The following is a 22526-nucleotide window of genomic DNA, read 5'->3' on the forward strand; positions in this document are numbered from 1 at the left end:
CCTTCATCCCTCACGCGGCGTTGCTGCGTCAGACTTTCGTCCATTGCGCAAAATTCCCTACTGCTGCCTCCCGTAGGAGTCTGGGCCGTATCTCAGTCCCAATGTGGCCGATCACCCTCTCAGGCCGGCTACCCATCATTGCCTTGGTGGGCCGTTACCCCGCCAACAAGCTAATGGGACGCAAGTCCATCTCTAAACAGTAACTTTCAAGAAGAGGTCACCTTTAATCCAAACGACATGTGACGCTTGGACCACATCCGGTATTAGCACCGCTTTAGCAATGTTATTCCAGATTTAGAGGAAGGTTACTTACGTGTTACTCACCCGTTCGCCGCTCTACTCGCACCCCGAAGGGTACTTTCTCGCACGACTTGCATGTATTAAGCACGCCGCCAGCGTTCGTTCTGAGCCAGGATCAAACTCTCCGTAGCATTTCTTTCATATTCGAAATCAAAGTTCAGAGGTCGTAATATGTTCACACGCATCGAAGCTTTCAAAGAGCAAATCACCATTTCTGGCAATCTTTCAATATACTAAATTTTAAAACCAATGTCAAATTTTTTTGTTTTTTGCCGAGCTTTTAACTCCGCTTCATTTTGACAGGCTTTTAAAATACTTAATCTTACAATCGATGTCAAACTTTTTTTTAAGCTAAGCTTAATAATCTCTTCGCTTTAGGAATCTTTTGTTCATTGTGCGATTGAGATGCCATTTAAATTAGCATATTTCACAGAAAAAGTCAACAACTTTCTTCAATTACCTTATTACGCCTGCTCATAACAAATATTTAACCTAATTTACACCAAATTTAAACATTTCTTTTCACAGACAACCAAGATGTCGGTCAAACCTGCCAAATATTTAACCACTCCCCAATCTCCCCGATCAAAGATCTTGTTGAGCGTATCCAGAGTGTGTCCTGCAAGGGAGAATAGTTACTCCTCCTACGCCCTTTGCTCTAATGAAAGGGGCGTGGTCCTCCCGATATTGCGTAACCCCCGGCTTTTCGAAAACCGTTCGGCATACAATGCGCTCCCACCATAAAGGAAAAGTACAAACAAAAAACAGTTAAGCGGTGAATGAAGGAAGCTCGTATATCCAAACCAGCGATCCAAGCCCCAGCACAGCCATGATATCAGTGGTATATGAAGTAAATAGGGATAAAATGAACACTTCCCCAGCATACGCACCAACCTGAGCCGCATTATCCAGGCTAAAAACCCCCGTCCACAGGCAAACAGATAGATGAGTGCTGCATATATCGGCACAACAAACACATGATAGGACATCCATGATAAAAGGGGCCGCTCCCGCCCCCGTAACCCCAGCGACCAAAACAGAAGCGGCAACAGACCGACAATCATGCAATTATTTACCCAGGGGTTGTTTACAAAAGAATAGACCATAGACCGGCGATCCCGATTGAGACGGTAGACACGTGCAAGTGCCATACCCGCAACAAATTCAAAAAACCGCACCGGGGCAAAAACATGAAAAAAGAGATATAACTCTTTGTCAAAATCTATCGCCGCATAAACAAAAGACCACACAATAAGAGGGATCATGCAGGCGACAAGAAACCCTGCGGCATAGCGTCGCTTATCTATGCTTCCCATCAGTCGCATAAGGGGGGCAAAAAAAAGATAACAGAAAAAGAATGCCGAGAGCGCCCAGCTCGGGGTGTTGAGCGAATAAACCCCCAACGGAACAAGGGAAAACAATAATCCAAAATGGACACAACACGAGCAGGCAAGTTTTCCCGCCTGTGAAACATCGCCTCCGTCAAGACCCATTATCACAAAGGGAATCATGGCCATCGATGTTACCGCATGCAAAGGATAGAGCAACCGCAGACGGGCCATCATAAACCTTTTAAAAGAAAATGCTTCCATTTTGTTTTCGTAAAGGAAATAGAAAATGAAACCCGCCAGAATGAAAAACATGGTGGCATGAAAGGCCGGCCCCTTAACAATGCGGAAAAACCAGGGAAACCCCTTGAGATCGTAAAAACCACCGATCTGCTCGAGATGAAACATCACAATATTCGCCGCGGCGAACAAACGAAGACCATCGATTGAACGGAAATAGAGACGCTTTGATTGATTGGATGTGCTCATGATGATAAAGAAATATATAATGGGTGAAAGATTAGGGGAAAGATCAAAGAAAATATGCGGCAAGGATGTGAGAAGTTGAGGGCGGTTCTGAGAGAAACCGGGAATACTGCAAACAAGTATAATCCCGACTAAATAAATTTCAGAGGAGGAGTAAAATAATCCCGATAGGCTCGGGACCGACGAAGTGCTGAACTGATGGGTATCAAGACATCCCTTTCCCTCATCGCTCCACCCCCGCCGAAACCCCATTCTTTGATAAAAAAATACCCCCAGCAGGATTCGAACCTGCGGCACCAGGTTTAGGAAACCTGTGCTCTATCCACCTGAGCTATGGGGGCAAAGAAGGATGAGGGGATGAAATGGTTGAGAACTGGAGTACTGGCTGAATATCCAGGAATCTTGCCCATTACTCCACCACTCCACTACTCATATTTCATTTTTTAATATACTTTTTTCCGCTAATATCTGATAGAAAAACCATCTTCGGACTCTCTATGAGGCATTTCATTCACCTGCATGTCGGTGACATTTCCGGCGGAGGGCCCCATTTGAAGTTCCTCCGTGAAACTGTTGAGGGAGTTTTCATTCCCCTGAGCTTCCATTTCAACCTTGCCATCGCTCCGATTTCGCACCCAGCCGCTCAGACGGTACTGCTCGGCAAGATTCTGGGTAAAAAAGCGAAACCCCACACCCTGTACTCGGCCGGAAACGACGATTGATATACGTTTATCTGGCATAAGAACTCCGGAAGATTGGAGTGATGGAGTACTGGAGTACTCCGCATCTTCTCTTTATTTACGGGAAAAGAAATTGACCACCAGCGTAATAATCACACTGAGCAACAAACAGGTTGCTAAAGGAATATAAATTTTCACCCGTTCATTGCCAAATTTGAAATCGCCCGGAAGTCTTCCCAGGGGTATCTTATCGGCTGCCAAAAACAACAATCCGATAACGATAATTACCGCACCGGCAATTATTAAGAATCGTCCTGTTTCCATCCAGTTCATAAAAAAATCCTTGAGAAGAGTTGAGGTGGTGGATTACTTGAGTAGTGAGTGTTGGGAAAAAATCACGATCGTTGCCCGTCACTCAATCTTGCTAATACCCCATTTATTAAAACAGCTCCTGCTGGGAGCGGTTTCCTTTATTGGGCATAATATTAAAATATTTATATGCCTTATCGGTGACAACCCTTCCTCGGGGCGTTCGCTTGAGAAATCCGGATTGGATTAAAAAGGGCTCATAGACCTCTTCAATCGTATCGGGTTCTTCACCGACAACAACGGCAATAGTAGTCAGCCCCACCGGACCACCCCGGTAATTATCTATCATCGACTTGAGGATTCTCCGGTCCATATCATCGAGACCGTCATCATCAACTCCAAGCATGGCAAGGGTCTGACAAACGATATCATGCGTAACGTTGCCCTGCCCCTTGATATCGGCGACATCACGGCACCGCCTGAGGAGTCTGTTCACAATCCGCGGGGTCCCCCGGGCCCGTTTCCCAAGTTCCAGGGCAGCCTTTTCATCACATTCGACTCCAAGAATTTTTGCCGACCGAAGTGCGATCACCTCAAGATCGCGGGCAGTATAATACTCCAGCCGCCCTACATACCCGAACCGCCCCCGCATGGGAGCAGTAAGCATTCCCGCCCGGGTTGTAGCACCCGCCAGAGTAAACTTCTTAAGGGGCAACTGGACCGACCGCGCAGCAGGACCTTCACCAATAGTAATATCGAAAATGAAATCTTCCATTGCAGGATAGAGAGCTTCTTCAACAACCCGATTGAGCCGGTGGATTTCGTCGACAAAAAGTAACTCCCGTTCCTGAAGATTGGTCAGATTGCCGGCAAGATCGCCTTTTTTCTCAAGCACCGGTCCCGATGTCGCAACAATCGAAACACCAAGCTCGTTGGCAAGAATCCGGGCAAGGGTTGTTTTCCCCAGACCAGGTGGTCCGCACAGAAGAATATGATCCAATGCCTCCCCCCTCTTTCTTGCCGCAGCAACAAAAATGCGCAAATTATCCTTCAGCTTCTCCTGTCCAACAAATTCATCGAAGGACTGCGGCCGAAGGGTGGCTTCGAATTCCTCGTCCCCATTCCGGTTTTGGCCGGTAATAATTCTATCGTCGTCTTTATTATTCATACATATCCATTAGAAAAATTGGCGTGGCGGAGTACTTGAGGAGTGGAATTGTGTTCTGTATTTTTGCCGCCCTGGATTCCATCACTCCATTTTCTTTTCATTCTCTCATATTACCTGCAGTGCTTTTTTAATCCACTCTTCGACAGGCGAGACCGGATCGATAACTTTCTCCACCCGGGTTATGGCATTCTGTACCTGTTTTTCGGCATACCCAAGGGAAATCATCGCTTCATAGGCTTCATTGCGGATCTTTAAATCGGAATTCTGCGGCTTTTTCGTGTCGGCCTTTCCCTGAGGAAGTGCATCACCGATAACCGGCCCGAGTTTTCCCTTCAGTTCCATTACAATCCGCTGGGCGGTTTTCGGTCCCACGCCGCTGATCGATTTGAGCCGTGAGGAATCTGAAAGATTGACCGAATAGGCCAGATCTTCAACGGAAACCCCCGAGAGTATTGCCAATGCTACCTTGGGGCCGATACTGCTGATCCCGATCAGACACCGGAATACATCGCGCTCACTTGCCGTAGAAAACCCGAACAGCTTCTGGGAATCTTCACGAACATAATGATGGGTCAGTATTTTGACCTCATTGTCTACCGACGGCAGTTTTTCGTAGGTCGACAGGGGAATCGAAATCCCATAGCCTACGCCTTGCGCTTCAACCGTTATGTCGGCCGGTGATTTGTCGGCCAGTATCCCTTTTATGTAATTAATCATAATCGTTTATTGCCAATTTTTATTTCGTCACCTTAGTATTGAATTATAATTATAATACCCGCACAGGGCTGCCGCCAAGGCATCATAGGCATCGGTTGCAGTATGCTCGATGGGCGGTGATACCAGAAATTTTACCATATAGGCTACCTGCTCTTTCTGCGCGTTTCCTTTCCCCACCACCGCTTTCTTGATTTCCCGGGGAGAATATTCAACAATGGTCACCTTCGCTTTTTTCGCCGCTAAAAGCACCACCCCCCGGGCGTGCCCCAAAAGAAGAGTGGTATGAACATTTTTTCCGTAAAAAGCCTGCTCCACACAGACACAGTCGGGTGAATGCTCGATAAGTTTTTCGAATATTTTGTCATAAATATCCACCAGTTTTTCCGAAAGCTCTGCACGGGCCTTGGTGCGAATCACTCCGGAATCTTTCCAGGCTATCGTATTATTGGTAACCGTAATGACCCCATATCCGGTAATAGCCGTTCCTGGATCTACACCAAAAACAATCATTAAACAGCGGGCTCCCGGAAGAAGGAAGGTGTTCCCAACAGAACCACAACCGTTGGAGTACGGAAGTAGCGGAGAAATGAAATGCCGGTAAAAGAGAAAAACAGCCCGAATTCTTTATACTCCAGTACCCCAGTACTCCAGTACTCCATCACTCCATGCTTTTTATCCAATTTTCTCCATCTCTTCTTCGCTGATATCGAAATTGGCATAAACATTCTGAGTGTCATCCAGGTCATCAAGCGCATCGATAAGCTTGAGAACTTTCTGAGCTGTTTCGCCTTCCACGTTAATGGTATTTTGCGGAACTTTCGTTACCTCTGCGGATAAAATCGGCATGTTGGCGTTTTCGAGTGCGGAACGAACAGATTCAAAGTTATCGACAGTGGTCGAGACTTCATAGGCATCATCCTGCGTGGAAATATCTTCGGCGCCCGCTTCCAAAGCAACTTCCATAACAGCATCTTCATCGATATTATCCTTTGCCACTCGGATAAGGCCAACAGAATTGAACATCCAGTTTACCGAATTGGCGGTTCCCAGATTTCCACCGGTTTTGGTGAGTACATGACGGACCTCGGCGACAGTCCGGTTTTTATTATCGGTCATGGTCTCAATAATAACCGCAACGCCGGCCGGACCATATCCTTCAAAGGTGACTTCTTCATAATTGACTCCTTCGAGCTGCCCAGTCCCTTTCTGTATGGCATTTTCGATATTTTTGTTGGGCATATTCTGCGTCCGGGCAGTTGCGATTGCCGACCGGAGACGAGGATTGGCATCAGGATCACCGCCACCGATTCGAGCGGCAATAGTAATTTCCCGAATAAGACGATTGAAAATTTTCCCACGGGCAGCATCGGCCTTGCCTTTCTGCCGCTTTATCGTGGCCCATTTGGAATGTCCGGACATAGAGCCTCACTTTCTTGTTAAGAATGGAGTGTTGGAATAATAAAGTATTGGAGTATTGGGTTAAAAATACATTTCTTCCCCATCACCCCACCACTCCATCTGTCCCGAGCGTATCGGAATCACTCCAAATCTTCATCCTTTCCCACACGCCACAAGATCATCAAGCGAAATTTTTTCAACACCCGACAGCTTTCTCCCCAGAAATGCTTCGGCATTTCGTTCGAAGCCCGGTGTAAGGTCGGTGACAAAAAACTTACTCTGCTCACACCCGTCTTCATCGGATTTAGGAGCAAGTGCATCAAGAGCTATTAAAATATCCTGTGCTTCCTTTGCAGTCCAGAGGGCGCTGTCAATCAACTGGATACCGGTCCCGACAGTCTCCTGAATCACACCGTAAAGGAGAGGATAATGAGTACATCCGAGTATCAGGCAATCGATCCCGATATCGACAAGGGGATAGAGATATCGCTGAGCAACAAGCCGGGCGATATCGCTGTCCATAAGCCCCTCTTCGACAAGCGGCGCAAAGAGAGGACAAGGTTTGCCGTAAACCCGCACCGATGCATCGATATCGGCAATCGCTTTAGTATATGCACTGGCATTAACCGTTGCATTAGTACCGATAATACCGATTTTCTTTTCGGCAGTGCGCATCACCGATGCCTTTGCTCCGGGAAGGACTACGCCGATTACCGGCATTTCATGATCGATTTTCTGGACCTGTTTAAGAGCTACCGATGACACCGTATTGCAGGCAACTATCAGAAGTTTGATATCGGAGGGGATTAAAAAATGGGCATCCTGCTCGGCAAAAGCGCCGATCGTCTCTTTGGACCGCCCACCATAGGGAAAACGGGCTGTATCGCCAAGATAGATGACTTTCTCCCGCGGCATAATACGAAAGATTTCTTTTGCAACGGTTAAACCGCCCAGGCCGGAATCAAAAATACCGATGGGTCTGGAATCACTCACAACTCAGCCTCATATTTCTTTTTAAATGACATGATAGCAGTAAAAATGGCAAATGCCGCCTCCTTCTGGAAAGGGCCCGTTCCTAAAACCTTCTCTTCCCGGGGATTCGATATAAAGGCGGTCTCGATCAACACCGAAGGCATGAATGCACCGTTCAGCACCCAGAATGGCGCCTGCCCTACCCCCCGATGAAGCTTGCCGACTTTCTTTAACGATGCATCAAATGCTTCAGCCAGCATGATCGATAAATCCTGGCTCTCATTCTGATATTCATTGCCGGCAAGATCGATCAGAATATTTTGAAGATAATCGCCTTTGTCGACATTTTCTTCAAACTCAATTGCCGAGTTCTCTTTCATGGCAACCATCTTGTCTTCCTCGTTCTTTGCCTGGGAAAGAAAATAGATTTTAAATCCTTTTATGGCATTACGCTTTTTCTTCGAGCCACCGATACTGTTTGCGTGAATACTGATAAACAGATCCGCCTTTTTCTTGTTGGCAAATTCAGTACGATCTCTGAGAGGAATAAATTTATCGGTCTCACGGGTCAAATGTATGTTAAAAGAGGTCTTTTCCTTGAGAATTTCCCTCAGCGCGAGACCGATACCAAGAACAACATCCTTCTCCAGCGTCCCTCCCGCCCCGATAGCGCCCGGATCCTTTCCTCCATGCCCCGGATCAATAACAATTGTTTGAATAGGCTTTCCTTGTATTTTGGATTTTGAAGGTGGCTGCGGTTCAAGAATCATGGTATTTTTCCGGGGGGGTTCGGAAACTGCCTGCGGCTTTGATTTTTGTTTCTTCTTCAGTATCCTTGATACCGAGTGTACGGCCATTTTCCCTGAATCGGCATCCCAGCAGACCGAATCCTTCCGAACCCGATCGAACACATCGGCACATAACCCCGCCTGAAGCCAGAGTTCATCATTGTCCATGATTGGAACAAATACAAACTGGTATACGACACTGTCAATTACACAGAATGGATTTTCAGGAGAAAAGACCAGGTGATGATCTTTATTGTTGCAAATCAGTTTTTGAGCCTGTTCGTTCCAGGCCGACTTAAAACCAAAACTCTTTGCCAGTGTACGAAGGGAAAGATGAACTGCATTGCCGTGAATTGCCGTATCAGATTCGATATAACGGACATTTCTTTCAGCTCTTACAGAACCAGCCGTACCTATAATGACGACTGATAATAATCCCAGGAATAGGTAATTGAATGACTTTCTGCTCATAGACCGGTGCATTCGAGCGCTAATATTTTTTACTTTTCATAAGGGCGGCAATTCTCTTTTTTGATTCCTGTTCTGCAATCTTTTCCCGCTTATCGAACTTTTTTCTTCCGCGACACAACCCGATTTCCATTTTGACCCACTGTTTGGCAAAGTAAATTGTCAGCGGCACTAATGTCAGATGTTTCCGGTCAACTTCTCCACATAAATGATAAATCTGTTTTTTATGAAGCAGCAGTTTTCTTTTCCGGTAGGGATCGGGTGCAAACATAGTCCCCTGCTCATAGGGACTTATATGCAAATGATGAATTACTATTTCACCTCCGGAGCATGTTGCATAACTATCGGCCAGATTGATTTTCCCTGCTCGAATAGATTTTACCTCCGAACCCTTCAGCTCAATACCGGTTTCAACTTTCTCCAGTATCTCGTAATTATGAAATGCTTTTCGGTTTTTTGCAATAAGTTTCATAGTTAAAAAATAGTTCGAACTAAGGGGATAGGCAAAGCTTTCAGCATCGTAACCTGTTACCACAGGCCGATATAGTAATTCTCAACCGTAACATCGCCGGTGCTGCCCCTGGCAAAATACTGCCCTGCAGGGAGCCCATGCCTCTTACTTCGGAGAAAAAAACCAATATCCGCAGGTGCGGTAATACGATCGGTCGATACGCTCATTTCTGCGCGGCACACTCCTCTGAGATCGTAGAGGTGGATGGTTACTTTTTCGGGAGCATTATGAGCAAAAACAAGTGAGTGAGTAATCGGCGTGATACCACTTTCGACACTCAGCTTTGTTGAGGGGCCGAATCCGGTGGAGTAGCCCCTATTGTCGGAAGCTTTCACCCTTACCCAGATATCACCGGCTCCAAGTGTATCGAAGCCTTCAATTGCGGTGGATAAAATAGAATAACCGCTGATACTATCCTGATCAACCACTTTGACGGTCAATTCCTGATCGGTGAACATCTGGATTTGAAAAGTCATGGTTGAAGTATCCAGGTCCGGATCGATTTCATCGTTATCCCACCCCCATTTCAGCGAATCAGAAGCGTTTCGGGCAAGCCTGCCCTGTGTGGTAATTTTCGGCGGAACCGGTGTGTTGTCGATTGTAATTGCAACCGTTCGCTCTGTAGTTATTTGCGAGTTATACCGAAGAGAAAAAGTAACAGCATAATCACCAGCATCGGCGTACGAAGTTTCCCAGGCAAGTGTTCCATAGCCGTTACTATTGTCGGAGAAGATGGCATTGTCGGGTTTTCCCGAGATAAGAATATCGCTTGTAACAGCATGAGCCCCCTGCGCAGTGACAGTTATATCGAGTTTCCCTGATTCCGACACGATTGTATCGCCGGTAATTCTGATACGGGGAGGCGCATTAACCAGCGAGGGATCTATATATAGTTTACCCGCTCCAAATACCGGATCGTTACCGTCAACGCCGATATCCACCGCCATATCAATCAATTGTTGGCGGATTCCGGCTGCGGTAAGGGCTCCATCGATATCGAGGAGGAGGACCGCGGCGCCGGCGGCTACCGGCGCTGCAAATGACGTTCCCCAGGAACCAAATTCTCCAAAGGACTCGGATGTGGTCCCATCGGGAGCACTGATCTCAGGCTTTAACCGGCCATCGGTTGTCGGCCCTTCACCACAATATTTATGGACCTCGGGCGATGATGAATGCCAATTCGGCCGCCCAATCGCCGTTACGGTAAAAGAACCATGGGCACAGGCCGGCTCGGCAATACTGGATGCCCGTATAACAGGATCCAGCCCGGCCTGATTAACAAAGACGGTAATATCGAGTCCCTCTGCATTCCCCTCAACCAGATCAACGAGGATATAATATTCTTTTTTAGTTGTACTGTAAAATTGAACATGTTCAAGAGGAGTTGCAGAAAATCTCTGATTGGTACTGCTGAATGCGATCAGACTGTCATTTTCATCAATAACATACAAATCCAGATCGGTGAGAAACCGTTTTCCATACTGGTCCCAATTCAGATAAACCGAGACCGTCTCATAGGGCTCGATTGCCCGAAGACGATTTGAGAGCGAATCGAAATCGAGTTTATCATTGGCATCAGCATCTTCCCATAAACCACGCCAGTGACTGTTACCTTTATTTCCCGCTGCAGTCACCCAGAAAACGCCATCGTTATCATAGGATTCATTAACCAACGTTGCAAAGGGGCCGGTATCATCAAAGTAGCTCGCACCCTGCCAGGAAAGGGACATATTTACCACAGGAATATTATTCAGACGAAGATATCCGGCGGCATTTTCCAGATCCACAATATCCTTGATTTTCAGACAATGTAATTCCGCATCGGGAGCGATATCCATAACCTGTTCAGCGACGGCAATCCCATGATCACCCCCCCCTTCAATGCCTTCACCGGAAAAATCTTTATGATAGGTTTCCTGTGGCAATTCACCACTCTGAACTTTTTCCGTAAGCGTTCCAAAGCCGCCGTCAATGACCGCTACCTTGATCCCGCTCCCGCGTACCCCCTGTTCGTGGAATTCCAGGGCATGAATAAGCTCCACACTCTCCGAAACATAGGTTCCGAGACCACCCTGCTCGATAAGATCATACGGAAGACGAATGGCACGAAACCCGGGATGTTGCTCTAAAAGCTCGAGCCGGTCGGGGATTATCGATACACGAAGATAGGAATCGGAAACCGCATCGATGGCCCCACCATATTTTTCCACGGATGACGGCTTGATAGCCCGTGCCGATATCCCCTTTGCCGGAACGCAGATAACACTTATCGGTTCAGCCCTTCTCCGCTTGACCATACCCGGACGAGGAACTACCGAATACCGTTGTAACGCTCTTTCCACCCCGTTCCTTTCGGGAGAATTAAGCAACGCATTGAGGGGGCCCACTATCCTGGCCTCCCCATGCAACGCAAGGGAAAAGGCCCAAAGAAACAACAAAAGAATCGGATATGTCGACCTCATAAACTATATAATAAATGATTTATCCGAATTTCGCCATTTTTTAACTCCATCACCATTCCTATGTATGGCACCGCCGTTTAAGTAATCGACACATTTATTTGAATATCAACTTGTTACAGAGCTTACTTCAAGCAGTTTCACGATGAGTGCACAACCGAAGGAAATATAGTATCTTTTTATACGGCAGGAGAGCATGGATTAATAACCGGTAATTACGGGTATCCAGAGCACATTTTGAAAATATTCATTCACTGTTATTTTATTTCCGCTCTCCTTCATGTATTTTTCAAACTTTGCCATGCCTGTATAGCTTTTGTGCCGAATGAATAGTTTCAGAAAGTAACACGAAACAGCTTTTGTCAATGAGTTTTCAATTTCTGAGCAAGCCAGTGTCCCCGCTCTCCTTTGATGAGTACATAAAGCTCCTCCCGAACGATCTTGTTTTCAAGAAACTCGTAAAGGACTCATCACTTTCACGAAAGATTTTATCATCATCGATGATTTCGGAACTGGCCGAGACCTTTTCCGATCCCGAAGATATTCGCCGGCGGTACGATAATCTGACTCCATCATCACAGCTCAACTGTGCACTGGTCTATCTTTTTAAAAACAACGGCCTCCCTGCTCCACCGGATGTAGATTTTGATGATGAACTGCTGTCATCATTTTTAGTGTATGTCTCACAGGATGTGGAACATCGGCTCTGTTATTATTGTTTCGATACTTTTGCCGATGTCCTTGCCGACCGCATTGCCGATACGATCAAAGGCAGTTGCGCAGTTCCTCCGCCCTCCGAAACCCAGCATCCATCACATACTGTTCCGTGGGCTTGTCTTAACGATTTTGTTGTAATCTGCATTTTCGCCTCCCGCAAACTACTCAAAAAAACCAAAAACGGCGCACTGGTTAAAACCTCTCAGAATGCATTGGAACGTCTTCTCAGCGGCCCGTTGCCAATGATAGACGAACATTCCATCAAAGCGATTTCCCTCTGCATCGATTACGGACTCGAAAAGGGGATCCTCGCTTTTCTCAACAATACCTATCTTCTCAAAGATGCCGTCCTTTATCAATGGCTTCAACGTCCGCTTCCGGACCTTCACCGCGAATTTTCCGAATTCTGCTTTAATCATTCGGTACACCGTCCGATTATCGAAAGAATATGTCCGTCACCGGGCGATCCCTGGATTTCCACCGGAAAATTTCCGCCCGTGGTCGATCAATACCTTAAAGAAGCTTTGTTGTTACTCACCTACTGCGATTTTATTGCTCAGATACCTAACGAGAACGGCATATCATTTACCCGTTCGGAAACATTCAACTCCCTTTCCAAAGATGCTCCCAATGATGCCATCGTAGTTCTCCCCGATTTTTCGGCTATCATTCCCGGTGAAATACAGCCGGCACGGCTTTATGATTTTACTCAGATCGGGAACGTGGCGTCCTTTGATAAGGTCTATAAAGGAAATATCGAAAAAAGCATTATAAACGATTCATTGGCCCGCGGAGCAGACAGCGACCGGCTTCTCAACTTTCTTGCCGAATGGAATGCACCGCCCAATGTTGTTGAGACGATCAAGGAATGGATACGTGAATTTTCCCGCTTATTCATTACCAGTGGATCGATTATTGCTCTCAGGGATAATAAAATCAGCAATCAACTCACCTCGGTTGAAACTATCGGCGATCTGCTCGAACCCCTTGATGCCCGGAAAGTATTCCGCATAAAGGAAGGGTACGAAGATATTGTGTATTCCCGCCTGATGGAACTTGGATTTGATCCCCGGATCCCTTCAAAACCGGTTTTTCCTCAAAAATCGATGAAAGGGTTTGATAAAGATGTTCTTCCCTTACGAATGCCGGTAACCACCTTTTCGGAACAGAAAGAGGAATCCCTGGTTGATGTCAAAGTGGGTAAATACGGATCGGAGATGAAAAAACTCGATATAAGCGAGATGCTCAATGTGGTCGATTATGCCTTACTGATGGGCTATTATTTGATTGTCGATTACGCCGGAAGCCGGAATCTCAAGAAAAGCACCTATACCTTTTTGCCCCTCTCATATCAACGCTCCGCAGCAGAACCGTATCTCGAAGGTGAACTCTTTGAATCGAAATCAATCCGGAAATTTTATATCGATAAAATCAATAAATTAGGAGTCAGGAAAGCATGAAAGAGATTGAAAATTTCGTTCACCTCCATAACCATACCGAGTACAGCTTTCTTGACGGCGCTATTAAAATCCCCGATCTGGTGAAACGTGCCGGTGAATTCAATATGCCCGCCCTTGCGATCACCGATCATGGAGGTCTTTTCGGTGCTATTGAGTTTTATGAGACCTGCCAGAGTGCGGGAATCAAGCCGATTATCGGATTTGAAGCGTACGTGGCTCCAAAATCCCGTTTCGACAAAACATCTTCAAAGGATGAAAAAAGCAATTTTCACCTGGTACTTTTAGCAAAAGATAATGAAGGCTATAAAAACCTCATGCGCCTCAGTTCGATCGGATATATTGATGGATTTTATTATAAACCCCGGATCGATTATGAAGTGCTCCGCCAACATTCAAAAGGTATAATCGCCTCATCTGCCTGTCTTGCCGGTGAAATCCCCCGGGCTCTCCTGGGCGGTGATATGGAACGGGCAAAGAACGTGGCGAGAGAATACCTTTCCATCTTCGGGGAAAACAATTTCTTTATCGAACTCGAGAATCATAATATCAAAGAAGAGGTCCTGATTCAGGATCAGCTTATCACTCTGGCCAGAGAACTCGGTATTCCTCTGATTGCGACCAACGATGCCCATTATCTTGGCAATGATGATGCTCTGTCCCACGAAATCCTGCTCTGTATTCAGACCCAGAATACCATGGATAATCCCAACCGGTATAAATTTTCCACCGATCAAATCTATTTCAAATCCCCCCAGGAAATGTACGAACTTTTCAAGCATGTCCCCGAGGCTATGACCAATACCATGGAAATAGCCGAACGGTGCGAGGTCAAAATCAAGGAAAAACCGGTCCTTCCGGTGCCCGACGTTCCGGGGGGGCATGAAACCCTGGACGCCTATCTCGCAGCACTGGCCCGGAATGGCCTTGGCGATAAATATCCCGAGATTACTCCCCGGATCGAAGAACGGCTTGCTCACGAACTCAATGTAATCGAAAGCATGGGATTTGCCGGCTACTTTCTCATTGTGCGCGATTTTGTGCGGGCTGCTAAAGACATGGGGATCATGGTTGGATGCCGTGGCAGTGCTGCAGGAAGTCTTGTTGCTTACTCAATTGGCATAACTGACGTAGATCCAATAAAATACGACCTTATCTTCGAGCGATTTCTCAACCCCGAGCGCGTGTCCATGCCCGATGCCGATATCGACTTTTCCGATCGTGACCGGTATCGCGTAATCGATTATGTGGTCGAGAAATACGGCCGTGATGCTGTCTGTCAGATCATTAATTTCGGTCGGATGAAAGCCAAAATGGTGGTGAAAGATGTTGCCCGGGCCATGGGCGTACCGGTTGCCGATGCCAACAAGCTTTCCAGCATGATCACTGAAAAGACCCTGACAAAGTCCATTGCCGAAAACGGAGAACTGAAACGGACTATCGACAGCAATGCGCAGTATCAGGAGCTGTTCAAACATGCGGAGCGTCTTGAAGGACTGGCTCGTCAGGCAGGAATGCATGCCGGTGGTGTGATTATCGCTCCCGGGGAAGTCGTTAACTGGGCACCTCTGTTCAAGCAGGCGAGTTCCGACATTATCATGACCCAATTCGATATGGGGGATGTAGAAAAAGCCGGGCTGGTAAAGATGGACTTTCTGGGACTTCGTACCCTGACCGTACTTCAGGAAACGCTTCGTCTGATAAAGAAATACCGAAATGAGGATATCGATCTCTGGGGCCTTGCCGATCGGGATCCCGAAACCATGGAGCTTTTCGGACGGGGTGAAACAGTGGGGATATTCCAGTTTGAATCCCAGGGAATGCAGGACAACCTTCGAAAACTCAAACCCGAGGACACCGAAGATCTCATCGCTATGAACGCGCTCTACCGGCCGGGACCGATGGACAATATTCCGACCTATATCCACCGGAAACATGGTAAAGAAAAGATCGAGTACCTCCACCCACTCCTCGAAGATATCCTGAAAGTCACCTACGGAGTTATTATCTACCAGGAGCAGGTTATGCGTATCGCCCAGGTACTGGGCGGTTTTTCACTGGGACAAGCCGACCTTCTCCGGCGGGCGATGGGTAAAAAGAAGATCGATAAAATGGAAGAAATGCGTCCTAAATTTATTGAAGGTGCCAAGGAACGGGACGTTAGCGAAAAAACTGCCAAAGCGGTCTGGGACCTCATGGCAAAATTCGCCGAATACGGATTTAACAAGGCCCACGCCACAGTCTATGCCCATGTCGCTTACCAGTCGGGATATCTCAAAACCCACTACCCACTCGAATACATGACCGCCAACCTTACCTCATGGCTGGGGAACCAGGACCAGTTTCTGGTCATGAAAAACGAAGCTCAGCGGATGGGAATAAAAATCCTTCCTCCGGACATCAATTACAGCGAAATCGAGTGCAGTGTTGAAGGCCCCAATATCCGGCTGGGTCTCGGCGCGATCAAGAATGTGGGGAGAGCCGGGAATGCAATGATCGAATGCCGCGAAAAAAACGGAAAATTCGCATCCCTATTCGACCTCTGCCGAATCGTCGACCTTCGTCAGGTCAACAAAAAGGCTCTGGAGTGTCTCACCTATGCCGGTGCACTCGATTCGCTCAAAGGTACCCGCGCGCAACTTCATGAAGCGATCGACAAGGCAATCGAATACGGCTCATCGTTCCAAAAAGATAAGCTCTCAGGCCAGACCAGCCTGTTCGATACCGGCGGTACCTCGACCGAACAGGTCTCGATCCCCGAACCCGAACTTCCGGAAATCCCCCCGTGGCCCTATACCGAACTTCTGGCACGGGAAAAGGATGTGCTCAACTACTATATCAGCGGCCATCCACTCGACCGGTTTCAGGATGAAATCCGGGGATTTACAACCATTACTCTCAGCGATGACTCGGTGGCATCGCTCAAGGATGGCCAGACCGTGACAGTCGGCGGCTTGATTACCATTGTCAAAACCCATGTGCAGAAAAACGGTCGCCAGATGGCCTTTGTTACCCTCGAAGACTTTAACGGCTCCGCTGAGCTGCTCATTTTCAGCGATACCCTCGAAAAATTCGGCAATCTCATTTCCCAGGGATCCATGATTCTCACCCGGGGCCAGGTTACCGCCAGGGATAACAAGCCAAAAATCAAAGCGGAGAATATTATCGCTCTCTCTGAAACCCGGGAAAAACTCACCCGAAGCGTGCATGTCAAAATCCGGACCCAAGGACTTGAACCCGATTTTCTGAGTACGATCGAACAGCAGTGCAAAAATGCAAGCGGCCCCTGCTCCTTTATTATTCATCTCCTTACCCAGGAAGAAAACGAGTATCGTATCAAATCCAGAAAAGTAACCCTGAACCCCGCAAATGATACCATCGATAACCTTCGCAAACTGGTCGGAAAGGAAAATGTGTGGCTGAGCAAAACAGCGGCGTAAAAGCCCTCAGGTTTATTCATAGTATCCTCTTTATCATCTGGGCTGTTTTCAGTGTATTTACCTACAGCATCGCAACCTTCATTTTCAGTGGTATCTATCTTCCGGCGGCCCGGGGAATTGCCCGGGCATGGTGCAAACACCTTCTGGCATTCAGCGGCGCCAAAATAACAATTGAAGGTATAGAGAAGCTCGACAGCAACAAACACTATGTATTTGTCTCCAACCACCAGAGCCATCTCGATATACCATCACTTATGGGATACCTACCTTGCAACCTTGTATTTGTCGCGAAAAAAGAGTTGTTCCGGATCCCTTTCTTCGGATGGGGCCTGGCCTCGCTCCGCCATATCAGTATCGACCGGAGCAGTGCCCGCAAAGCAAGAGAATCATTTACCCGCGCGGTGGCGCTGCTGAAAAAAGAAAATCTCGATCTGGTGATCTTTCCCGAAGGCACCCGGTCGGTCGATGGCACTATCGGGCCCTTCAAACGAGGCGCCTTTGCCCTTCCCCTCGAAGCCGGGTTGCCGATTGTTCCGGTAACCATCGCGGGGACACGAAATATCCTGCCCAAAAAGTCATACCTGATCCACCCCGGAAACGTGACGGTTACGCTCCATGATCCGGTGAAAATCGAAGGTACCTCCAGTGCCGACAAGGAAAAGGCGGCAAAGAAGGTAAGAGAAATTATAATCGGGGACCAGTAGAATTCTGATGATTAATACCTGTTCATAATTGATTTCCATCCATTGTGACCGGAGTAACGGAGTACCGGAATGGTGGAGTAATGATTTTGTGCAAGCAGAAATGCCCCCCGCAGTCTCTTCACCTTATTCCGGGCAGCACAGGATATTTTCGGGAAAGCGAAACTGGAGTGGTTGTTTTTTGTATGAGGTTTGTCTTTCTTTTTTTGTTTGAGGAAAGGGACTGCCGTCCCTTTCAACGTCGGGAACAGACCGGATCGAGGGTGCCGCATGTTCTACTAACCGTCATTTTTTAGCCCAGGATCTCAAGCTGCTTTGTTATAAACGCAACATGCAGCATCTCTTCGTTGATAAGTTTATTCACCTTTTCCTTCCCCATCGACTCCACTACCCGGTCTTTCATGGCGGTGTAGACCACTACCGAATCTTTTTCGAAGCGAAGGGCGAGATTGAGAATATCCTGGGGAGTATTGCAGGAATTCACCAGCGAATCCATATCGGCATTGATATTGAATACGTGGGTATCGGCAGAGGCTTTAAGATACCGCTCGACTTCTTCATCGGGATCGAGCATGTTGGTGTTACCTTCTTGTTTGGCAAGATCGCTTTTAAGGTTTTCAAACAGAACAACATGCCCCTGTTCCCAGTCGGCAAGTTCTAAAAAAAGCTTGCGCGAATCTTCATCATCGGTCTTCTCAGCAGCGAGTTTATAGAATTTTTTACCGTTCTTCTCGATTTCTATTCCAATCTGGAAAATTTCTGCAGCGTTATACATTGTGTTCTCCTTTCATTTGAATGTCTTATTGGCAAAAATAGAAGGCCCCTCTCGCCGATACAAACCGATATTCGCTGATCAGAGATATACAATGGTGGAAATATCAGCGATAATCGGCTAAATTGGTGCCATCGGCGTTCTATCATTTTTCTAATTTTCGTTCATTATTCCCTTTTCATATTCGACTTCGAGGTCGTGTTTATGCTTCTTTTCTTCACCGGCAAGGCCCAAAAACAGGTTTTTATACTCTTCCTTTTGCTCCTGCCCGGCAAGACGGGAATAAAGATCAAAGGCTTTCTGTTCCGATTTCATGGCAAAAATAAAGACATCTTCGATCGGGCTGCTTTCCCTGAGCTCGACATCAACAAGGTAATCGGCAATTTTCAAATCCTGTACATCCTGTGGCTTCACAAATACAGCTTTGCCGGTCTCATAAAGTTTCCGAAGTTTCTGCTCATGTCCCCGCTCCATGGCCGCCATCTCGGAAAGCAGCTTTTTCTGTGCGGGATTAGTCACAATTCCTGCATATTTCTCATAAAGCTCATAGGCTGCGATCTCACTTTTTATTGCAAAATCGATTATGTTTTCAAAACGATCTGTTGTCATTTAACCTCCTGGTAAGATATTTCATGAATCTGTCACATTAAACAACTGGCCATGTATTCAACTTGGGAATAAAATAAATATCATGCAGGTGAATATAAAATGAAGTGCCTGTACCGGGGCTGGAATCTGAAAGAATGTATTCTGATACGGTTATCGTGCTTTTTTATCATCCCTTTCCCAGATTCCCTGCTGAATATGATTTTCTTTCTCCTGTTCTGCCTGCAGTTTCAACTTATAAGCGCAGTCTCGCACGATTCCGTACAATACCCCGCAACCGTCATCCTCCCGCTGAATATCTCCCTTATCGGCCAGAAATAACAGTTTGTGAGCCAAATCAATAACTTCCTCGATGTTTTTGTTCCATGCATGCATGATCGCCCCTTAATAATCTGGTGGGATTGGCATTAGTGGCATTTGAGAAGCCTTTCTTCCACTTGCAGCATGTATCGTGCCAATTTAATCTGCACAAATAGCAGTATTTTAAGCGGTTTAAGAGATTAATTGTCCAGAAATACAGCGATGTATATAGAAACTCGAAATAATAATCCAAGGCTAATCCATTATCTATTTTGATTGTCCTGGGGGATAGTTAATCGTCCAGCTATGGAAAAAACATACCATGTTGCCTAACGAAATATTATTGAATGCCGATTCCAGGGCTGTAATACAAGAGTTCGATACGTTCGATGAGCTTGCATCGGCCAGTTGCGGGTATCTTGAACAGGGAACGTGCGGGCTTTCGGGGGGTAACACCTTTACCCGGCTTTTTCCGCACTGGCTCAGACAGCCTGCCGATTATCGGAATACAGCCTTTTTCCCGGTTGATGAGCGGATGGTTCCCTTTGATGATCCCCAGAGTAACTGGGGTACTGCATACAGAAATTTTCTGGCTCCGGCAGGGAGAGAATCCGATAAGGAGCATTTCCCTAAAAGCGGGGAACATTACCGTGAAATTCTTAAAAACCATTTTCACACCAATTTCCCGGTTTTTGACACTCTTTTTCTGGGGGTTGGCGATGATGGTCATACGGCGAGTCTATTTCCCCGCGGTGATTATCTGGACGACACGCACTCGGTCGTACTCGAAACACAAAGCCCAAAACCACCGGCCGGACGGATCACCCTTGCACCAAGGGTAATAACCGATGCCGCCATCGTGATCACAATCATTACCGGGCCCAACAAAAAACCGGTAACCCGCAGAATTATACAAAAAGACACAGCCCTTCCGATTATTGCTCTTCTCTCACGGCGCAAAGAATCACTCCTCTTTGTCCAAAGATCTCTCCTCTCCTGATATTCCCAATGCTGCTCTTCCATTATTTCCGGGCAGGTGTTATCTTTTTATTACCGCGCACAACCAACTATCTTTTTCCCGGGGAAAGTCCTGTTCGGGGTTCCCCGGTAGAGTAATGGCGAAATGGAGTAGTGAAGGACATCGGCGGTTTCTCCAGTAATTTACCCTACGGAAGCATGCGGTTGCTTCACCGTTCCGGTTCTCCATTCTCCTTAATTTTCATTCACATTCTTTCTCTAAAGGAGGAGATCCTATGAAACGGCTGCCTTCCATACTGTTTTTGACATCAGCGGTTCTTCTAATGGCTCTTTACGGATGTGGCAAAAAGACCACGACCATCAAAGACACCATGCCGGAACCGGAACCGTCTGTTACTACCGAAGTTGAAACACCTGAGCCCGAAACCGAACCATCCGACGACATTGTTTTCCAGACCCGGGATATCGACGCCGAAATGCAAGAGATATTCGTGCCGATCTATTTCGAGTATGACCAATACGAACTCCGGGGTGATGCAATCCAGAAACTCGAACGTGCCGCCAGGTTTCTTTCCGAAAACACCGATGTCCGGATTCTTCTCGAAGGCCATGCCGATGAACGGGGTTCGAATGAATACAATATCGGACTCGGCGAGAACAGAGCCAAGACGGTGAAAAGCTATCTTACCTCCTACGGCATTCCCTCATCGCGCCTGGAGTTTACTTCCTACGGAAGAGAACGTCCTGCAATAACGAATTGCCCCGATGAAGAATGTCATAAGAAAAACCGCCGTGTCGAGTGGAAAGTGCTCGAACGGTAGAATATCCCCGGCCTTGGGGCCTGTGCTCCTTCAGAAATCCTGAAAAGCACACCATAAAACTCGCAAATCACTACTCGCCGAAGCCGCGGTAATGTGCGGCTTTGGCGAGGTTTATGCGGTCCTCAACTTGCCGTATAATCATTCTGCTGCAAAAACACAGCCCTTTTTGCCCCATTCGCTGCGCCCTCAATGCCAATTTGTTATTTTAGTATATCTTTGTTAAAAGTAGATACGATTTCTGAAAGGATTATGCCATGAAAATCACCATAGCCAAAAAGGCTTCGAATGATACTCAGGTCGTGTTTTTGGTTCAGGAAGACGCCGGAGACATTGTCGATTTCAAGGGTGAAAAACATCAATTGACAATCCGTTATGAGAAGAATGCATGCATAATCTACTGCGGTTTAGGACTTCGTGAAAACTGCACGACGGCAATAATCAGGCGTGGCGCGGCAAGGGCGATACAAAAAGCAGTGGAACTGAAACGGACCTCTGTTTCGCTCATTCCACCAAAAAAGAAAAACTGCAAGGGGAAATGCAGTGAAGCTTCCCTGGAAGGCGCTGTTCTGGGCGCCTATTCCTTTGCAAAATATAAAAGTGAAAAACCGGTGAGTATCAAAAAGATCGAGCTTGTCGATGATTCTGTTGCTCCCAAAGGGGTTAAACAGATACAGGCCCTGTGCGAATCGGTTTTTTATGCCCGTGACCTGGTGAATGATAATGCCCACGTTATCACCCCCGCTCATCTTGCCGCAGAAGCCGGGAGACTGGGGGCAGCTTCGAATATCACCACCACAATTCTCGATCAAAAAGAACTCAAGAAAAAAGGACTGGGCCTCCTCTACGCGGTCGGACAAGGATCCCCCTACCCTCCCCACCTGATTATCATGGAATACGCGGGTGCTGCGAAATCAAAGAAAAAGACCGCGATTGTTGGTAAAGGAATCACCTTCGATTCGGGAGGACAGAACCTGAAACCATCGGGCCATATCGAAACCATGCGATGTGATATGGCCGGTGCGGCAGCAGCGTTCGGGTTGATTCGGGCACTCAGTATCCTCAAACCGAAAATCAATGTTGTCGCCGTTGTTCCCGCAGCGCATAACGCAATCGGCAGCACGACCTATTTCCCCGGCGATATCTATAAATC

General features: G+C 47.0%; 20 protein-coding genes, 1 tRNA gene and 1 rRNA gene. 6 read left to right on the plus strand and 16 right to left on the minus strand.

What is annotated here, in order from left to right; genetic code table 11:
- From GF401_15010 to GF401_15070, 13 genes are all read right to left on the minus strand, one after another.
- Nucleotides 1-429: ribosomal RNA gene (locus GF401_15010) — 16S ribosomal RNA — on the minus strand; the annotation flags it as partial.
- Between the two features lie 515 nt (nt 430-944).
- Entirely contained in the window at nt 945-2411 is a 1467-nt protein-coding gene (locus GF401_15015; protein MBD3346362.1) for an acyltransferase family protein, read from the minus strand.
- A tRNA-Arg gene (locus GF401_15020) sits at nt 2382-2455 on the minus strand. Before GF401_15020 ends, GF401_15015 begins: the two co-directional genes overlap by 30 nt.
- Before the next feature lie 120 nt (nt 2456-2575).
- On the minus strand, nt 2576-2854 hold the full coding sequence (locus GF401_15025; protein ID MBD3346363.1) for an acylphosphatase: 279 nt from the start codon (nt 2852-2854) through the stop codon (nt 2576-2578).
- A gap of 54 nt (nt 2855-2908) precedes the next feature.
- Nucleotides 2909-3118 (minus strand): DUF2905 family protein, encoded by a 210-nt coding sequence (locus GF401_15030; GenBank protein MBD3346364.1) that lies wholly within the window; start codon nt 3116-3118, stop codon nt 2909-2911.
- 115 nt (nt 3119-3233) lie between these two features.
- Entirely contained in the window at nt 3234-4271 is a 1038-nt protein-coding gene (gene ruvB / locus GF401_15035; protein MBD3346365.1) for a Holliday junction branch migration DNA helicase RuvB, read from the minus strand.
- A 105-nt stretch (nt 4272-4376) separates the two neighbouring features.
- Nucleotides 4377-4988, minus strand: coding sequence for a Holliday junction branch migration protein RuvA (gene ruvA / locus GF401_15040; GenBank protein ID MBD3346366.1), 612 nt, complete (start codon nt 4986-4988; stop codon nt 4377-4379).
- Between the two features lie 27 nt (nt 4989-5015).
- Nucleotides 5016-5498 carry a crossover junction endodeoxyribonuclease RuvC gene (gene ruvC / locus GF401_15045; GenBank protein ID MBD3346367.1) on the minus strand — a complete coding sequence of 161 codons (483 nt, stop codon included), beginning with the start codon at nt 5496-5498 and terminating at the stop codon, nt 5016-5018.
- A 162-nt stretch (nt 5499-5660) separates the two neighbouring features.
- Nucleotides 5661-6407, minus strand: coding sequence for a YebC/PmpR family DNA-binding transcriptional regulator (locus GF401_15050; GenBank protein MBD3346368.1), 747 nt, complete (start codon nt 6405-6407; stop codon nt 5661-5663).
- Between the two features lie 132 nt (nt 6408-6539).
- On the minus strand, nt 6540-7379 hold the full coding sequence (locus GF401_15055; protein ID MBD3346369.1) for a glutamate racemase: 840 nt from the start codon (nt 7377-7379) through the stop codon (nt 6540-6542).
- Nucleotides 7376-8629 (minus strand): hypothetical protein, encoded by a 1254-nt coding sequence (locus GF401_15060; GenBank protein ID MBD3346370.1) that lies wholly within the window; start codon nt 8627-8629, stop codon nt 7376-7378. Before GF401_15060 ends, GF401_15055 begins: the two co-directional genes overlap by 4 nt.
- Nucleotides 8630-8636: 7 nt before the next feature.
- Entirely contained in the window at nt 8637-9086 is a 450-nt protein-coding gene (gene smpB, locus GF401_15065) for an SsrA-binding protein SmpB (GenBank protein MBD3346371.1), read from the minus strand.
- Between the two features lie 56 nt (nt 9087-9142).
- Nucleotides 9143-11587, minus strand: coding sequence for a S8 family serine peptidase (locus GF401_15070; GenBank protein MBD3346372.1), 2445 nt, complete (start codon nt 11585-11587; stop codon nt 9143-9145).
- Between the two features lie 362 nt (nt 11588-11949).
- Here GF401_15070 and GF401_15075 point away from each other — a divergent pair, with 362 nt between their 5' ends.
- The 3 genes from GF401_15075 to GF401_15085 are packed head-to-tail and all read left to right on the plus strand — an operon-like array spanning nt 11950 to nt 17902.
- Entirely contained in the window at nt 11950-13761 is a 1812-nt protein-coding gene (locus tag GF401_15075) for a hypothetical protein (GenBank protein ID MBD3346373.1), read from the plus strand.
- Nucleotides 13758-17198 carry a DNA polymerase III subunit alpha gene (locus GF401_15080; GenBank protein MBD3346374.1) on the plus strand — a complete coding sequence of 1147 codons (3441 nt, stop codon included), beginning with the start codon at nt 13758-13760 and terminating at the stop codon, nt 17196-17198. The genes GF401_15075 and GF401_15080 overlap by 4 nt, the downstream gene beginning before the upstream one ends.
- The gene (locus tag GF401_15085; GenBank protein MBD3346375.1) at nt 17174-17902 is read left to right on the plus strand and encodes a 1-acylglycerol-3-phosphate O-acyltransferase; all 729 of its coding nucleotides are present in this window, start codon (nt 17174-17176) and stop codon (nt 17900-17902) included. The genes GF401_15080 and GF401_15085 overlap by 25 nt, the downstream gene beginning before the upstream one ends.
- 289 nt (nt 17903-18191) lie before the next feature.
- On the opposite strand, the gene GF401_15090 is transcribed toward GF401_15085, so the two are convergent.
- The 3 genes from GF401_15090 to GF401_15100 all read right to left on the minus strand — a co-directional run bounded on the left by GF401_15090 (nt 18192) and on the right by GF401_15100 (nt 19652).
- On the minus strand, nt 18192-18674 hold the full coding sequence (locus tag GF401_15090; protein ID MBD3346376.1) for a rubrerythrin: 483 nt from the start codon (nt 18672-18674) through the stop codon (nt 18192-18194).
- Between the two features lie 150 nt (nt 18675-18824).
- On the minus strand, nt 18825-19280 hold the full coding sequence (locus tag GF401_15095) for a hypothetical protein (protein ID MBD3346377.1): 456 nt from the start codon (nt 19278-19280) through the stop codon (nt 18825-18827).
- A gap of 150 nt (nt 19281-19430) precedes the next feature.
- Nucleotides 19431-19652 (minus strand): hypothetical protein, encoded by a 222-nt coding sequence (locus tag GF401_15100; GenBank protein MBD3346378.1) that lies wholly within the window; start codon nt 19650-19652, stop codon nt 19431-19433.
- A 247-nt stretch (nt 19653-19899) separates the two neighbouring features.
- Between GF401_15100 and GF401_15105 the strand changes: the two genes are divergently transcribed.
- The 3 genes from GF401_15105 to GF401_15115 form a co-directional block, all read left to right on the plus strand.
- Nucleotides 19900-20577: a hypothetical protein gene (locus tag GF401_15105; protein ID MBD3346379.1), complete on the plus strand. Its 678-nt coding sequence runs from the start codon at nt 19900-19902 to the stop codon at nt 20575-20577.
- A gap of 253 nt (nt 20578-20830) precedes the next feature.
- Nucleotides 20831-21376: an OmpA family protein gene (locus tag GF401_15110; protein ID MBD3346380.1), complete on the plus strand. Its 546-nt coding sequence runs from the start codon at nt 20831-20833 to the stop codon at nt 21374-21376.
- A 254-nt stretch (nt 21377-21630) separates the two neighbouring features.
- Nucleotides 21631-22526 (plus strand): hypothetical protein (locus GF401_15115; protein MBD3346381.1); only part of this gene is annotated, 896 nt, incomplete at its 3' end.

The sequence above is a fragment of the Chitinivibrionales bacterium genome (assembly GCA_014728215.1).
Taxonomy (GTDB): Bacteria; Fibrobacterota; Chitinivibrionia; order Chitinivibrionales; family WJKA01; genus WJKA01.

What these genes read in the sequence shown, in the direction of transcription:
- GF401_15025 (MBD3346363.1), bottom strand. Translation starts at nt 2,854, where the DNA reads ATGCCAGATAAACGTATATCAATCGTCGTTTCCGGCCGAGTACAGGGT.
- GF401_15030 (MBD3346364.1), bottom strand. Translation starts at nt 3,118, where the DNA reads ATGGAAACAGGACGATTCTTAATAATTGCCGGTGCGGTAATTATCGTT.
- ruvB (MBD3346365.1), bottom strand. Translation starts at nt 4,271, where the DNA reads ATGAATAATAAAGACGACGATAGAATTATTACCGGCCAAAACCGGAAT.
- ruvA (MBD3346366.1), bottom strand. Translation starts at nt 4,988, where the DNA reads ATGATTAATTACATAAAAGGGATACTGGCCGACAAATCACCGGCCGAC.
- ruvC (MBD3346367.1), bottom strand. Translation starts at nt 5,498, where the DNA reads ATGATTGTTTTTGGTGTAGATCCAGGAACGGCTATTACCGGATATGGG.
- GF401_15050 (MBD3346368.1), bottom strand. Translation starts at nt 6,407, where the DNA reads ATGTCCGGACATTCCAAATGGGCCACGATAAAGCGGCAGAAAGGCAAG.
- GF401_15060 (MBD3346370.1), bottom strand. Translation starts at nt 8,629, where the DNA reads ATGCACCGGTCTATGAGCAGAAAGTCATTCAATTACCTATTCCTGGGA.
- smpB (MBD3346371.1), bottom strand. Translation starts at nt 9,086, where the DNA reads ATGAAACTTATTGCAAAAAACCGAAAAGCATTTCATAATTACGAGATA.
- GF401_15070 (MBD3346372.1), bottom strand. Translation starts at nt 11,587, where the DNA reads ATGAGGTCGACATATCCGATTCTTTTGTTGTTTCTTTGGGCCTTTTCC.
- GF401_15075 (MBD3346373.1), top strand. Translation starts at nt 11,950, where the DNA reads ATGAGTTTTCAATTTCTGAGCAAGCCAGTGTCCCCGCTCTCCTTTGAT.
- GF401_15080 (MBD3346374.1), top strand. Translation starts at nt 13,758, where the DNA reads ATGAAAGAGATTGAAAATTTCGTTCACCTCCATAACCATACCGAGTAC.
- GF401_15090 (MBD3346376.1), bottom strand. Translation starts at nt 18,674, where the DNA reads ATGTATAACGCTGCAGAAATTTTCCAGATTGGAATAGAAATCGAGAAG.
- GF401_15095 (MBD3346377.1), bottom strand. Translation starts at nt 19,280, where the DNA reads ATGACAACAGATCGTTTTGAAAACATAATCGATTTTGCAATAAAAAGT.
- GF401_15100 (MBD3346378.1), bottom strand. Translation starts at nt 19,652, where the DNA reads ATGCATGCATGGAACAAAAACATCGAGGAAGTTATTGATTTGGCTCAC.
- GF401_15105 (MBD3346379.1), top strand. Translation starts at nt 19,900, where the DNA reads ATGTTGCCTAACGAAATATTATTGAATGCCGATTCCAGGGCTGTAATA.
- GF401_15110 (MBD3346380.1), top strand. Translation starts at nt 20,831, where the DNA reads ATGAAACGGCTGCCTTCCATACTGTTTTTGACATCAGCGGTTCTTCTA.